The 13,622-nt window shown below is 62.6% G+C and carries 13 protein-coding genes; 11 read left to right on the forward strand and 2 right to left on the reverse strand.

Annotated elements, in window-relative coordinates:
• Positions 1–24 precede the first annotated feature (24 nt).
• From ACWBU6_RS27375 to ACWBU6_RS27390, 4 genes are read left to right on the forward strand one after another with little or no spacing between them, the layout of a single operon-like run.
• Positions 25–1,296: a dicarboxylate/amino acid:cation symporter gene (locus tag ACWBU6_RS27375; RefSeq protein ID WP_452646477.1), complete on the forward strand. Its 1,272-nt coding sequence runs from the start codon at positions 25–27 to the stop codon at positions 1,294–1,296.
• A 25-nt stretch (positions 1,297–1,321) separates the two neighbouring features.
• Positions 1,322–2,416 carry a porin gene (locus ACWBU6_RS27380; RefSeq protein ID WP_452646478.1) on the forward strand — a complete coding sequence of 365 codons (1,095 nt, stop codon included), beginning with the start codon at positions 1,322–1,324 and terminating at the stop codon, positions 2,414–2,416.
• Between the two features lie 25 nt (positions 2,417–2,441).
• The gene (locus ACWBU6_RS27385; protein WP_452646479.1) at positions 2,442–4,283 is read left to right on the forward strand and encodes a sensor histidine kinase; all 1,842 of its coding nucleotides are present in this window, start codon (positions 2,442–2,444) and stop codon (positions 4,281–4,283) included.
• The gene (locus ACWBU6_RS27390) at positions 4,283–5,605 is read left to right on the forward strand and encodes a sigma-54-dependent transcriptional regulator (RefSeq protein WP_452649625.1); all 1,323 of its coding nucleotides are present in this window, start codon (positions 4,283–4,285) and stop codon (positions 5,603–5,605) included. Before ACWBU6_RS27385 ends, ACWBU6_RS27390 begins: the two co-directional genes overlap by 1 nt.
• A gap of 1 nt (position 5,606) precedes the next feature.
• Here the strand turns inward: ACWBU6_RS27390 and ACWBU6_RS27395 are convergent, their stop codons facing one another.
• Positions 5,607–6,131, reverse strand: a complete 525-nt coding sequence (locus ACWBU6_RS27395) for an FKBP-type peptidyl-prolyl cis-trans isomerase (RefSeq protein WP_452646480.1) — start codon at positions 6,129–6,131, stop codon at positions 5,607–5,609.
• A gap of 33 nt (positions 6,132–6,164) precedes the next feature.
• Between ACWBU6_RS27395 and thpR the strand changes: the two genes are divergently transcribed.
• A complete protein-coding gene (gene thpR / locus ACWBU6_RS27400) occupies positions 6,165–6,674 on the forward strand; it encodes an RNA 2',3'-cyclic phosphodiesterase (RefSeq protein ID WP_452646481.1) in 510 nt (169 codons plus the stop codon).
• Positions 6,675–6,728: 54 nt separating this feature from the next.
• On the opposite strand, the gene tcdA is transcribed toward thpR, so the two are convergent.
• Positions 6,729–7,589 (reverse strand): tRNA cyclic N6-threonylcarbamoyladenosine(37) synthase TcdA, encoded by an 861-nt coding sequence (gene tcdA, locus ACWBU6_RS27405; RefSeq protein ID WP_452646482.1) that lies wholly within the window; start codon positions 7,587–7,589, stop codon positions 6,729–6,731.
• Between the two features lie 62 nt (positions 7,590–7,651).
• Between tcdA and pdxH the strand changes: the two genes are divergently transcribed.
• The 6 genes from pdxH (at position 7,652) to ACWBU6_RS27435 (ending at position 13,586) form a co-directional block, all read left to right on the forward strand.
• On the forward strand, positions 7,652–8,836 hold the full coding sequence (gene pdxH, locus ACWBU6_RS27410; protein ID WP_452646483.1) for a pyridoxamine 5'-phosphate oxidase: 1,185 nt from the start codon (positions 7,652–7,654) through the stop codon (positions 8,834–8,836).
• A gap of 29 nt (positions 8,837–8,865) precedes the next feature.
• On the forward strand, positions 8,866–10,074 hold the full coding sequence (locus ACWBU6_RS27415) for a class I SAM-dependent methyltransferase (protein ID WP_452646484.1): 1,209 nt from the start codon (positions 8,866–8,868) through the stop codon (positions 10,072–10,074).
• Positions 10,061–10,495 carry a GFA family protein gene (locus ACWBU6_RS27420; RefSeq protein WP_452646485.1) on the forward strand — a complete coding sequence of 145 codons (435 nt, stop codon included), beginning with the start codon at positions 10,061–10,063 and terminating at the stop codon, positions 10,493–10,495. The genes ACWBU6_RS27415 and ACWBU6_RS27420 overlap by 14 nt, the downstream gene beginning before the upstream one ends.
• 100 nt (positions 10,496–10,595) lie before the next feature.
• A complete protein-coding gene (katG, locus tag ACWBU6_RS27425; RefSeq protein WP_452646486.1) occupies positions 10,596–12,812 on the forward strand; it encodes a catalase/peroxidase HPI in 2,217 nt (738 codons plus the stop codon).
• Positions 12,813–12,855: 43 nt separating this feature from the next.
• Positions 12,856–13,038, forward strand: a complete 183-nt coding sequence (locus ACWBU6_RS27430) for a hypothetical protein (protein ID WP_452646487.1) — start codon at positions 12,856–12,858, stop codon at positions 13,036–13,038.
• Between the two features lie 17 nt (positions 13,039–13,055).
• On the forward strand, positions 13,056–13,586 hold the full coding sequence (locus ACWBU6_RS27435) for an N-acetyltransferase family protein (protein WP_452646488.1): 531 nt from the start codon (positions 13,056–13,058) through the stop codon (positions 13,584–13,586).
• Positions 13,587–13,622: the final 36 nt, after the last annotated feature.

Raw genomic sequence — 13,622 nt, forward strand, 5'->3', positions numbered from 1 at the left:
GGGGCCTATACAACGGAGACCGGAATGCAAAAGAAGCGCCCCCTCACCCTCTACATCCTGTTCGCGATGCTGCTTGGCATCGCCGTCGGCTACGCCTGTCACACGGTGTTCCCCGACAAAAAACTCACCGCCGACATCTCGGCCCACATCTCGCTGGTGACCGACATCTTCCTGCGCCTGATCAAGATGATCATCGCGCTGCTGGTGTTCTCCACCCTGACAGTCGGCATCGCCAACCTTAGCGATGGCAAAGCCGCGGGCCGCATCGGCGCCAAGGCCTTCGCCTGGTTCATCGTCGCGTCGCTGGTCTCTCTGGCGCTGGGCATGGTGCTGTCCAACCTGATGCAGCTGGGCACCAACCTCGGCCTGCCGCTGCCCGCCATCGACGCCAGCACCGGCCTGAAAACTTCGGCCTTCACGCTGAAGGACTTCATCACCCACGTGGTGCCGAAGTCGCCGATCGAGGCCATGGCCAACAACGAGATCCTGCAAGTGCTGGTGTTCTCGATCTTCTTCGGCTCGGCGCTGGGCGCGCTGGGAGCATCCGGCAAGCGCTTGCTGGACGTGGTCGACGAACTGGCCCAGGTGATGCTGCGCATTACCGGCGCCATCATGAACTTGGCCCCGCTGGCGGTGTTCGCTGCCATGGCTTCGGTGGTCACCACCAATGGCCTGGGCATCCTGGCCACCTTCGCCAAGTTCATGGGCGGCTTCTATTTCGGCCTGTTCTGCCTGTGGGTCTTGCTGATCGGCGCCGGTTTCGCGGTGCTGGGCCCGCGCGTGCTGCGCCTGGTGGGCCTGATCCGTGAACCGTTCCTGCTGGCCTTCTCCACCGCCAGTTCGGAAGCCGCGTATCCGAAACTGCTGGTCGCGCTGGACAAGTTCGGCGTGCAGCGCCGCATCTCCAGCTTCGTGCTGCCAATGGGCTATTCCTTCAACCTGGACGGCTCGATGATGTATTGCACCTTCGCCGTGCTGTTCATCGCCCAGGCTTACGGCATCGACCTGTCGCTCGGCACCCAGATCACCATGCTGCTGCTGTTGATGCTCACCTCCAAGGGCATGGCCGGCGTGCCGCGCGCTTCCTTGGTGGTGATCGCCGCCACCCTGACCCAATTCCACATTCCCGAAGCCGGCCTGCTGTTGCTGATGGGCGTGGACCAGTTCCTCGACATGGGCCGTTCGGCCACCAATGCCGTCGGCAACGCCATCGCCACCGCCGTCGTGGCGAAGTGGGAAGGCGCGCTCGGCGAAGAAGAACAAGCGGACGAACACAGCTACATTCGCGCCGCATAAGAACAACAACCTCAGGAGAACCCCAATGAAATACACTGCCACCACCCTGCTGGCCCTGGCTTGCTGCAGCGCGCATGCCCAATCTTCCGTAAAAATCTATGGCGTAGCCGACGCCGGCATCGTGCTCGAACGCGGTGACCCCGCAGGCAATACCAGCAATGTGAGCAGCGGCGTTGCCTCCGGCTCGCGCATCGGCTTCAAAGGCACGGAAGACCTGGGCAACGGCCTATCGGCCGGCTTCGTCATCGAGAGCGGCTTCGGCATGGATACCGGCGCCTCCGGCCAGGGCGGCCTGACCTTCGGCCGCCAGTCTTTCGTCTCGCTCAGCAGCCCGCTCGGCACCATCAGCGCCGGACGCCAGTACTCGCCCTATTACAAGGCGCTGCGCGATATCGCCGATCCCTTCGCCGATGGCCTGGCAGGCCAGGCCGCCAACCTGATGGTGCCAAACCGCCGCATGGACAACTCCTTGCGCTACGCCTCGCCCACGCTGGCCGGCTTCTCGGCCGACCTGGTCTACGGCGCGGGCGAAGTGGCAGGCGACAACACCCGCAAGCGCGCGCTGAGCGGAGCCTTGAACTATGACGAAGGGCCGCTGGCCCTGTCGCTCTCGCACTTCCGCCGCGAAAGCGCCAGCGCCGGCCTGCACGCCCGCAATACCCTGCTGGCGGCGCGCTACAAGCTTGGCAACTACCAGCTGCACGCCGGTTATGCCTTCAATCGCGGCATGGGCACGGTGGGCGGGGGCGGCAGCAGTACGCTGTCGAACGGCGCCAACGGCGCCAGCAGTGCCGTCACCAGCGCGACCAGCGTCATCACCAACGGCACCATCGGCATGCCCGGTGCATCCAGCCGTGACGCGATGCTGGGCCTGTGCGCGACCTTCGGGCCCCACAGTTTTGCCGGCTCGGTGGTGCAGCACATGGACCGCGGCGCGCTCAACCAGGATGCGCGCCAGTATGGCGTGGCCTACCTGTATTCCCTGTCGCAGCGCACCGACCTGTACGCCGCCTATGGCCGCATCAACGGCCGGAATGGCGCGCCTTTCACGGTCGGCAATGCCACCGACGACGGCAAGGGCAATCGTGCCTTCAACCTGGGCTTGCGACATCAACTGTAACGGAGGTTTGTTATAGTTGGCTGTAATGCCAGTCCAGCCCGACAACATCGCCATGCCCCAGGCGCATCCGCGCCCGACGCAACACGTCCGTACGTTGTGGGGGCTGGTGCTGCTGGCTGGCCTGGCCCTGCCCTATCTGTCCTACTGGTGGGCCGACAGCATTACCACCGAGCGACTGCGTGAAGCGGGCGCGCAAAGGCTGGAGGTGTACGCCACCAGCCTGGAGAACCTGCTCGACAAGTACGACCTGGTGCCACGCATGCTGGAGCTGGACAAGGACGTGGTGCGGCTGCTGGAAAATCCCGGCGACGAGGATGCGCGCAACAGCGTCAACGAATACCTGGAAGGCCTGAACCAGAAGGCCGACTCCAGCAATATCTATATCGTCAACCTGCAGGGCCGCACCCAGGCCGCCAGCAATTGGCGCCAGAAGGACAGCTTCATCGGCGACGATGTCAACTTCCGGCCCTATATCCGCAATGCGCTGCGCGGACGCCCCGGCGGCTTTTATGGTGTCGGCACCACCAGCCTGGAGCCGGGCTACTTCTACGCCCACGGCATATACAAGGATGGCCGCATGCTGGGCGTGGCGGCCATCAAGGTCAGCATCGAGAACCAGCAGCGCAGCTGGACGCAGGGCAGCGACAAGGTGGCCCTGGTCGATCCCAACGGCGTGATCTTCCTCAGTTCGGACCCCGACTGGAAATTCAAGGCATTGAAACCCTTGTCGGCCGCGGTGCGCGCGGAGCTGGAGCAAACCCGCCAGTACTTCGCGCAAGAGCTGCCGGCGCTGACGCTGAAACACGACGAAGCGCTGGCCAACGGCAACCGCTTGCTGGTGATCCGCGACAGCAACGCGCCCGGCGCGGAAACAACGCCGCTGATGCTGGCGCAGACACGCTCCCTGTCGCCGCGCGACTGGACTTTCATCTATCTGTCGGACCTGAACGCGGCACGCGGCAATGCCAGCGTGGCGTTCCTGTTCGCGCTGCTGGCGTATGGCTTCCTGGTGCTGCTGTTCCTCTACTGGCGCCAGCGCCTGCGTGCCAAGGAGGAGCTGGAACGCATGGTAGCCGAGCGTACCGCCAGCCTGGCGCGCATGACGCAGGACCTGAGCAAGGAAGTCGAAGTGCGGCGCCAGGCCGAACAGCAGCTGCAGATCACGCAGAATGAATTGTTCCAGGCCGGTAAGCTGGCGGTGCTGGGGCAGATGTCGGCCAGCATCACGCACGAGTTGAACCAGCCGCTGACGGCGCTGCGCACCATGTCGGACAACGCGGTGCTGCTGTTCGAGCGCGGCCGCATGGACGATGTGCGCAACAACCTGAAGACCATTTCGCAGGTGGTGGCGCGCATGGGCACCATTACCGGCAAGCTCAAGGGCTTTGCCCGCAAGTCCAACGCCGAACTGGGGCCGGTCTCGATCCACACCTCGATCTCCAACGCCCTGGTGCTGGTCGAGCGCCGCATCCAGCTCGATAAGGTTACCTTCCAGTTGCGCATCGACCAGGCCGATATCTATGCGCTGTGCGACAGCAACCGGCTGGAACAGGTCCTGCTCAACCTGATGACCAACGCGCTTGACTCGATGGCCGGCTGCCCGGTACGCGAGCTGGTGCTGGAGGTAAGCAGCAAGCCCGGCCGGGTCCTGATCCGCGTCGCCGACAGCGGCCCAGGACTGAGCGACGAAGCGCGCACGCGCCTGTTCGAGCCCTTCTACACCACTAAGCCGCAAGGCGAAGGCCTGGGCCTGGGGCTCGCCATTTCAGAACAGATTATCCGCGATTTCGGCGGAAGCTTAAGGGCGGAGCAGGCCAGTGCCGGTGCCTGCTTCGTGATCGAATTAAAAGCGGCGCAGGAGACATGATGGACAATATACAAGTGCTGCTGGTCGAGGACGACCCGACCGTGCGCGCCGGCAGCGAGCAAGCGCTGGAGCTGGCCGATTTCACCGTGAGCAGTTTCGAATGCGCCGAACCGGTCGCCCCGCTGCTGCAGGCGAACAGCCCGGTGGTGCTGGTAAGCGATGTGCGCCTGCCCGGCATGAGCGGGCTGGAACTGCTGGAAGCGGCGCGCGGCATCGACCCCGAACTGCCGGTGATCCTGGTCACCGGCCACGGCGATATCGCCATGGCGGTACAGGCCATGCACGACGGCGCCTACGACTTCCTCGAGAAGCCCTACTCTTCGGAACAACTGGCCGACGTGGTAAGGCGCGCCGTCGACAAGCGCCGCCTGCAACTGGAGGTACGCGCCCTGCGCCAGAAGCTTGAGCACAGCGAAGGCATCGAGGCCTGCCTGCTGGGCAACACGCCCGCCATGCAGGCTTTGCGCCAGGTGATCCTGGACGTGGCCGGGCAGCCGGCCGACGTGCTGATCTACGGCGAAACCGGCACCGGCAAGGAACTGGTGGCGCGCTGCCTGCACCAGTTCAGCGAGCGCGGCAAGCACCACTACGTGCCCCTCAATTGCGGCGCCATTCCGGAGACGATTTTCGAGAGCGAGCTGTTTGGCCACGAACAGGGCGCCTTCACCGGCGCAGCCAAGCGCCAGATCGGCAAGGTCGAACACGCCGACCATGGCACCTTGTTTCTGGATGAGATTGAAAGCCTGCCGCTGGCAATGCAGGTCAAGCTGCTGCGGGTGTTGCAGGAGCGCTCGATCCAGCGCCTGGGCTCGAATGCCCCGGTGCCGCTGGACATCCGCGTGATTGCCGCTTCCAAGGAAGACTTGAAGGAATTTTCCGACCAGGGCAAATTCCGCAGCGACCTGTATTACCGGCTGAACCTGATCGTGCTGCATATCCCGCCGCTGCGCGAGCGCCGCGAAGATATTCCGCTGTTGTTCGAACACTTCATGCTGGATGCCGCGGCACGCTACAAGCGCCCTTGCCCGGTGGTGCCTCCGGCGCAGATGCAGCGGTTGATGGCGCAGGACTGGCCGGGCAATGTGCGCGAGCTGCGCAATGCGGCCGACCGTTTCGTGCTGGGCCTGTCGGCCTCGACGGAGAGCGCGACGCCGGCTTCGCTGGCGGACCAGGTCGGCGCCTTCGAGCGCATGCTGATCGAGCAGGCGCTGCGCGCTGCCGGCGGCAACGTCGCCGCCGCCTGTACCGCGCTGAGCCTGCCGAAACAGACCATGTACCACAAGATGCAGAAGTACGGCCTGGCAGCCGAGGACTACCGCTGAATTACTTGACGTCCATCAGTTCCACGTCGAAGATCAGGGCCGAGTTGGCAGGAATGCCCGGCATGGAGCGCGAGCCGTAGGCCAGTTCCGATGGAATGATCAGGGTGCGCTTGCCCCCCACTTTCATGCCGACGATGCCCTGGTCCCAGCCCTTGATCACCTTGCCGGTACCCAGCTTGAAGTCCAGCGGTTCGCCGCGCGGGATCGAGCTGTCGAACTGGCGCCCGCGCTGGTTCTTGGCCAGTGGGCGGTACAGCCAGCCGGTGTAGTGCATGAAGACGGTGTTGCCGACATTCGCTTCGGCGCCCTTGCCGATCTTGTGGTCGGTGATGATCAGTTGCTCGGCCGCTGGGCCTGGCTGTGCCGAACCGGGGACGACCGGGCCTTGCTGGGCCGGCGCCGCAGCTTCAGCTTGCTGCGCTACTGGCGCGGCTGGCTGAGCCGGTGCAGGCTCTTGGGTCGGCTGCTGTGCCTGCGCCAGGCCGGCGGCGCACAGGAATGCGAACAGGATCGAAGTGCGTTTCATGTATATTCGTTAAGTGGTTTTAAAGCGGCTGCCATGATAGCAAAACAAGCTGTGCACAAACTGTTTTTTGCGCTCTGGCCGGACGACGGCGTCCGCCAGGACTTGGTGCGCCTGCAACAGCCAGTACGCGGGCGCTTGATTCCGCCGGAAAAACTACATCTGACCATGGCGTTTCTTGGGCAGCAACCAGCCGAGGCTTTGCCCGTTTTGCTTGGCATCCTGCATGCAACGCATATGCCGCCATTGCAGTTGACGGTTGATTGTTACGGCTACTTCAGGCGGCCGCATATTGCTTGGGCGGGGATGAGCGAGGTGCCGGGGGGCTTGCTGGCGGCGCAAGGGGAACTGATGTCGCGGCTGGAGGCGGCTGGGTTCAGCGCTGCGACGCATGGAGAGTTCAAGCCGCATATTACGCTGGCGCGCGAGGCGCAAGAGGCGCCCGCCGGATTCAGCGCGGCGCCGGCAGTGTGGAATGTTGCGGGGCTCGCGTTGGTAGCGTCGATGCCGGATGGGCGTTACGTGCCGCTTGCGCAAAACCGGTAAACCAGTGTCCGGCACAAGTGCCTGACACTGGCACGCGGCGGCCGCAGGCAAGTGTCAGACACTTGTGTCTGACTCTGGGTTACCGGTTTCAGCCTGCTCAGCCAACTTCCGCAACAGATGCCCCGCCGCCACCATGCCAAAAGTGGCCGTCACCACCATCGCCGAGCCAAAGCCCGCGCAGTTGATGCCGGTCAGGCCTGGCTTGGCCGCAGCCTTCTCGTCGCCATCGACTGTACAAGCCTCGCCCGTTTCCGGAAACTTGAGCGGCTCCATCGAAAACACCGCATCCACCCCCAGCTTGTTTTTCGAATTGGGCGGATAGTTGAACTGGCTGCGCAAACGCCGCCGCACCTTCTTCAGCAAAGGTTCCTGCTCAGTCTTCGACAAATCACGCACCTCGATGCGGGTCGGATCAGTCTGCCCGCCTGCGCTGCCGATCACAATCAACGGAATCTGCTTGCTGCGGCAGTAATGAATCAGCGCCGTCTTCGACTTGGCCGAATCGATCGCATCCACCACATAGTCGAACCGGTGCGCGCCCACCATCTCATCCAGGTTATCCGGCGTGATGAAATCCTCCACCTGTACCACTTCGCAGAACGGATTGATCTGGGCAATGCGCTCGGCCAGCGCGGAAATCTTAGCCATGCCAATGGTGCCGGACAGCGCCTGGATCTGGCGGTTGATATTCGACTCGGCAACGTTGTCGAGGTCGATAAGGGTCAGCTTGCCGATGGCCGAGCGCGCCAGCGCTTCCACAATCCATGAGCCGACACCACCCACGCCGATCACGCAGACATGTGCCCCACGGAAACGTGCGAGGGCTTTTTCGCCATACAAGCGGGCAATGCCGCCAAAACGGCGGTCAAAATCGATATCTTCCAGAACTGGATCAACTATTTGCGGGGAATTCATCCCGTCATTTTACCGGAGCCGGGCTACAATGTTTTCTCTTGCCAAGTACACCAGACCCGCACATGAGCAATTCCCTGATCGATACCGCGCCAGGCTATGACCAGCCGGTCGCCGTCCTGAAACACTGCCACGACAAAATCCGCAAGCAATTACAAACCTTGCAAAACCTGCTGGGCCACCTGCCGCAGCACGGCGCCGATGCTGCCGCCCAGCAAGCGGCGCAGGCCGTGCAGAAGTACTTCAACAAGGCAGCGCACCTGCACCATGCCGACGAGGAAAACGACCTGTTTCCCCTGCTCACCGCAGCCGCCCAAGGCGAGGACGCCGCCTTGCTGGCCAGGCTGGGACCGCAAATTCTGGCGCAGCATAAGCAGATGGATCTCGACTGGGCTATACTCGATTCGCAACTTGATAAGATTGCCAACGGTTCCAGCGCAGCCTTGAATGCTGCCGACGTAGAACGCTTCGTGCAAGCCTACACATCGCATATGGAAACCGAAGAGGCGCACATCGCGCCCATGGCTAAACGGATATTGAGTCCCGCCCAGATGACCATCCTGGGCGAGGCCATGCAGCAGCGCCGCGGCATCCTGCCGGCGGCCATTGCCGGCGGAATCGCCCTGGCCGACCTGCGCATGGATTATGGCCGCGCCAGCCTGTCGGAAGCCGACACCCTGGCCGACCCGATTGCGCAGTTTGCCAAGTGGTTCAATGAAGCCATGAAGGCGCAGGTGAACGAGCCCAACGCGATGAGCGTGGCCACGGTCGGCAGCAATGGCCGGCCCAGTTCGCGCATCGTGCTGATCAAGCAGTACGACGAGCGCGGCTTCACCTGGTACACCAATTACGAGAGCCAGAAAGGCCAGCAACTCGCGGAAAACCCGCACGCGGCAATCCTGTTCTTCTGGCCCGAGCTCGAGCGCCAGGTCAGGATCGAAGGCCGGGTCGAGAAGACTTCCGCCGAAGAGAGCGACAAGTATTTCTACAGCCGCCCGGTGAAGAGCCAGCTGGCGGCGATTGCTTCGCAGCAAAGCCGGCCGGTTGCCAGCCGCGCAGCAATGGAAGAGCGTTACGCCGCCGTCGAGGCGGCCAGCGGCGAGCAGCCGCAACGGCCCGAGCACTGGGGCGGATACCGCCTGGTGCCGGACCGCGTAGAGTTCTGGCAAGGGCGCGCTTCGCGCTTCCACGACAGGATAATCTATGACTTGCAGGACGGTAGCTGGCACAAGGAGCGCATCCAGCCCTGACCGTCCTCTCACAGGGAAGGGGCAGGCGCATGTTTGTTCAGAACCGCATCAATAGCTGGATCAGCAGCATTGCCCCGCAAGTCGCCCTGCCCCTGAGGATAGAGCTGTGGAATGGCCGCAGCTTCGACTTCTCGCAGGAAGCGCCGCGCGTGACGATCCGCGTTCCCAGCCCGTCCGCGGCGCGCTACCTGCTCAAGCCCTCGCTCTCCAGCCTGGGCACGGCTTATGTTGAAGGCGCCATCGAGGTGACCGGGCGCGCGGTCGACATGATCAAGGTGGTCAATGCCCTGGCGCGCAGCTCGCTCAAGGAAACCGGCAGCCTGGCCCGCATCACGCGCACCTTCCGCCACAACCGCAAGGAAGATGCGGAAGCAATCCGCTACCACTACGACGTATCCAACGAGTTCTACCAGCAGTTCCTCGACCCGAACATGGTGTATTCCTGCGCCTATTTCGAAAACGGCGACGAAGACCTGGCGACTGCGCAGATCAAGAAGATCGACCATATCCTGGCCAAGCTCAAGCTGCAGCGGGGACAGACGCTGCTCGATATCGGCTGCGGCTGGGGGGCGCTGGTGATCCGTGCCGCGCAGAAGTACGGCACGCGCTGCGTCGGCATCACGCTGAGCGAGAACCAGTACGCGCTGGCGCAGGAGCGCGTGCGCGCTGCCGGCCTTTCCGGCCTCATTGAGATTCGCCTGCAGGATTACCGCGATGTGCGAGGCAGCTTCGACCGCATCACCAGCGTGGGCATGTTTGAGCATGTGGGTGTCAAGCACCTTGTGGAATACTTCGGAATTATCAACAAGCTGCTGGCCGACGACGGCCTGGTAATGAATCACGGGATCACCTCGACCGATCCGGATAACGGCGAAACGCCGTATGGCGGCGGCGAGTTCATTGAAAAGTATGTCTTCCCGCACGGCGAACTGGCCCACATCGGCCAAGTGCTGCGTGCCATGCAGGAGGGACAGCTCGAAGCCTACGATGTGGAAAACCTGCGCCGCCACTACGCCCGCACCTGTGCCATCTGGGCCGAGAATTTCGAGGACCATGAAGAGAAGGTGCGCGAGCTGGCGGGCGACAAACGTTTCCGCATCTGGCACGTCTACCTCGCCGGCTGCGCCTATGCCTTCGACCAGGACTGGATCAGTCTTTACCAGATCGTGTGCGGCAAAGCGGGACGGCATCCTTCTTCACTGCCATGGTCGCGCAAATACATGTATGTCCAGGACTGAACACTTTGAAGGCGGCTGCCTGTGCGGCGCCATCCGCTACCGCGCGACGTCGCAACCGCTGCGCGCGGTCATCTGCCATTGCGAGATGTGCCGCAAGCATTCAGGCGCTCCAGCACTTGCGTTCGTCCATTTCGCGAAGGCATCCTTCGCATGGCTGCGCGCGGAGCCGGCCTGGTATCGCTCCTCTCCTTTCGCAGAGCGTGGTTTCTGCCCGATTTGCGGCAGTACCCTCGGCATGCGTGAGGAAGTCCTGGCTGACCGCGTACAGGTATGTGCTGGCAGCCTTGATCAACCCGGGCGCGTCGAAATCCAGGATCATGTCTGGACGTCTTCGCAAGTTCCCTGGTTCGAAATCCATGACAAGCTTCCCCGCTTTGCGGAGAGCAGTTCGGCGGTGCCATCCAAAGCGAAAGAGCAATAGCATTTACACTATCGATTTCATAACAACAATCAATTAGATCAATCGCAACCCTTGCTTTAGCCTAAGGTTTCCCCGACAACAATGACAAGGAGAAACCGTGATGAGCAATCGCAATCTCGCCCTGCTGGCCGTGCTGGCAGGCCTTCTTCCGCTTTTTGAACCGCAGCTCGCCTATGCCGCCGACAAGGTAGCCGGCGGGCAGAACTGGTGGCCCGAGAAACTGGACCTGCAACCCCTACGCCAGCATTCCTCAGAATCCAACCCCTACGGCGCCAGCTTCAACTACGCCAAAGAATTCCAAAGCCTCGACCTGAAGGCAGTCAAGAAAGACATCAACGCCCTCCTCACCAGCTCCCAGCCCTGGTGGCCTGCAGACTTCGGCAACTACGGTCCCTTCTTCATCCGCATGGCATGGCACAGCGCCGGCACATACCGCGTCGGCGACGGTCGCGGCGGTGCAGCCAGCGGGCAGCAGCGATTCGAACCTCTGAACAGCTGGCCCGACAACGTCAGCCTCGACAAGGCCCGCCGCTTGCTGTGGCCGGTCAAACAAAAATACGGCCGCAAGATTTCCTGGGCCGACCTGATGGTCCTGGCCGGCAATGTGGCGATGGAAAACATGGGCTTCAAGACCATCGGCTTCGCCGGCGGACGCACCGATGCCTGGGAAGCCGACAAGGTGTTCTGGGGCGCCGAGAACAAGTGGCTTGGCGCCGACCGTTTCAGCGGCAAGCGCGAATTGAAAGGCGCGCTTGCCGCCACGCAAATGGGCCTGATCTATGTGAATCCTGAAGGCCCGGAAGGCAAGCCTGATCCCATCGCCGCCGCAGCCGATATCCGCCAGGCCTTCGGCCGCATGGCCATGGACGATGAGGAGATCGTCGCCTTGATCGCCGGCGGCCACACCTTCGGCAAGGCGCACGGTGCCCATAAGCCCGAAGAATGCGTAGGTGCCGATCCCGCCAGCGCCGCGCTGGAGCAGCAAGGGCTGGGCTGGCAGAACAAGTGCGGCAAGGGAAATGCCGAAGACTCGGTGACCAGCGGCCTGGAAGGATCCTGGACTTCCAACCCGATCGCTTTCACCACGCAATACCTGGACAACCTGTTCGCCTTCGACTGGGTACAGAGCAAGAGCCCTGCCGGCGCCACGCAATGGGTGCCCAGCACGCCGGATGCGGCGAACCTGGTGCCTGACGCGCACATTGCCGGTAAGCGCCATGCCCCGATCATGTTCACCACCGACCTGTCCTTGAAAGAGGACCCCGAGTTCAGGAAGATCGCCAAACGCTTCCAGCAAGATCCGAAGTTGTTTGCCGATGCCTTCGCCCGCGCGTGGTTCAAGCTGACCCACCGCGACATGGGTCCAAGCGCCCGCTACATCGGGGCCGACGTACCGAAACAGACCTTCCTGTGGCAGGACCCGATCCCCGCCCCTGGTCACGCCGCCATCAATAGCCAGGATGCGGCCCAACTGAAGCACAAAATCCTGGCCTCCGGACTTAGCACGCAGGAACTGGTCAAGACGGCGTGGGCCGCAGCTGCCAGCTACCGTGCCAGCGATAAGCGCGGTGGCATCAACGGCGCCCGCATCCGCCTCGCGCCACAGAAGGATTGGGCGGTGAACGAACCGGAGCAACTGGCCAAGGTACTGGCCAAGCTCGAATCCATCCAGGGCGATTTCAATAAGGCCCAGAAAGGTGGCAAGAAAGTCTCGCTGGCCGACCTGATCGTCCTTGGGGGCAACGCGGCTATCGAGAAGGCGGCGAAGGCTGGCGGCCATGCAGTGCAAATGCCTTTCAAACCGGGCCGCGCGGATGTGTCCCAGGCGCAGACCGATGTGAAGTCCTTCGCAGTGCTGGAGTCGAAAGCCGATGGCTTCCGCAACTACTACGACAGCGACAGCAAGTCGTCGCCTGCCGAAGCACTGGTTGAAAAAGCCAGCCTGCTCAACCTGACCGTGCCTGAAATGACGGTGCTGGTTGGCGGCCTGCGCGCCCTGGATGCCAACCATGCCCATTCGGCCAACGGCGTGCTGACCAGCAAACCAGGTACCCTGAGCAACGACTTCTTCGTCAACCTGCTGACCATGGACACCAAGTGGAGCAAGGCGCCAGGAACAGAAGGCCTGTACGAGGGACGTGACCGGGCCAGTGGAGACCTGAAATGGAAGGCAACGCCGGTGGATCTGGTCTTCGGTTCGAACTCCGAACTGCGCGCCGTGGCTGAAGTCTATGCCGCCAACGATAGTCGTGATAAATTCGTCAAGGACTTCGTGGCCGCCTGGAACAAGGTCATGAACCTGGACCGCTTCGACTAAGAACCAGGGGCCCTAGGGCCCCTTATCACTTTCAGGAAAGCCTGTGCTCGAAAAGAAGAACCTCTCCAGCATCCTCAGCCAGCTCACGCATTTGCCGAACCGCACGCCGGAGATGGCTTTCGATGGCGTAGCTGACCAGGCTTTCGCCGACGTCGCGGCTTTTCGCGATGGCGGCATTTCGGTTGGCTATTATTCCGGCAGCAGCGAATGGGAACGCCATCCTTGAACTCCCCGACACCTGATTTGCAAGACGTTCGCATCCTCCCGCTGTCGATTGCGCATGCCGCGCAATATCGCGACCTGATGTTGCACGCCTTCGAACACGAACCGGACGCATTCACCTCGACGCCCGAAGAACGCGCGGCCCTGCCGTTCTCGTGGTGGGAGCAGCGCGTCGACGATCCACAGCAAAACAGTATCGTGTTCGGCGCCATCGCTGGCGGGAAGCTGGTCGGCACCGTGGGCCTGGAATTCTCAGTCAGGTGCAAGACCAGGCATAAGGCGCATTTGATCGGCATGTACACGCTGGCCGGATGGCGCGGAAAAGGAATTGGCAGGAAATTGCTTGGCGCCGCACTCGCCTGCGCCCGATGCAGGCCGGGAGTCGAAGTCATCACGTTGACGGCTACCGAGAATAACCAGCCAGCAATTGGCGTCTACCAGGCTGCAGGCTTTCGCAGCTTCGGGGTTGAACCAATGGCGATGCGGACCAGCGATGGCTACAAGGCCAAGGTCCACATGTGGCTGCATCTGAATGATGAAAGAGTGAGGTGAGATGCGGGCCCCGGCCCGTCACCAGCCGGAGCCCGC

The sequence above is a fragment of the Pseudoduganella sp. HUAS MS19 genome, from assembly GCF_053615455.1.

Excerpts from the sequence above, each read along its gene's own strand:
- ACWBU6_RS27375 (WP_452646477.1), top strand. The coding sequence starts at position 25 with ATGCAAAAGAAGCGCCCCCTCACCCTCTACATCCTGTTCGCGATGCTG.
- ACWBU6_RS27380 (WP_452646478.1), top strand. The coding sequence starts at position 1,322 with ATGAAATACACTGCCACCACCCTGCTGGCCCTGGCTTGCTGCAGCGCG.
- ACWBU6_RS27385 (WP_452646479.1), top strand. The coding sequence starts at position 2,442 with ATGCCAGTCCAGCCCGACAACATCGCCATGCCCCAGGCGCATCCGCGC.
- ACWBU6_RS27390 (WP_452649625.1), top strand. The coding sequence starts at position 4,283 with ATGGACAATATACAAGTGCTGCTGGTCGAGGACGACCCGACCGTGCGC.
- ACWBU6_RS27395 (WP_452646480.1), bottom strand. The coding sequence starts at position 6,131 with ATGAAACGCACTTCGATCCTGTTCGCATTCCTGTGCGCCGCCGGCCTG.
- thpR (WP_452646481.1), top strand. The coding sequence starts at position 6,165 with ATGATAGCAAAACAAGCTGTGCACAAACTGTTTTTTGCGCTCTGGCCG.
- tcdA (WP_452646482.1), bottom strand. The coding sequence starts at position 7,589 with ATGAATTCCCCGCAAATAGTTGATCCAGTTCTGGAAGATATCGATTTT.
- pdxH (WP_452646483.1), top strand. The coding sequence starts at position 7,652 with ATGAGCAATTCCCTGATCGATACCGCGCCAGGCTATGACCAGCCGGTC.
- ACWBU6_RS27415 (WP_452646484.1), top strand. The coding sequence starts at position 8,866 with ATGTTTGTTCAGAACCGCATCAATAGCTGGATCAGCAGCATTGCCCCG.
- ACWBU6_RS27420 (WP_452646485.1), top strand. The coding sequence starts at position 10,061 with ATGTCCAGGACTGAACACTTTGAAGGCGGCTGCCTGTGCGGCGCCATC.
- katG (WP_452646486.1), top strand. The coding sequence starts at position 10,596 with ATGAGCAATCGCAATCTCGCCCTGCTGGCCGTGCTGGCAGGCCTTCTT.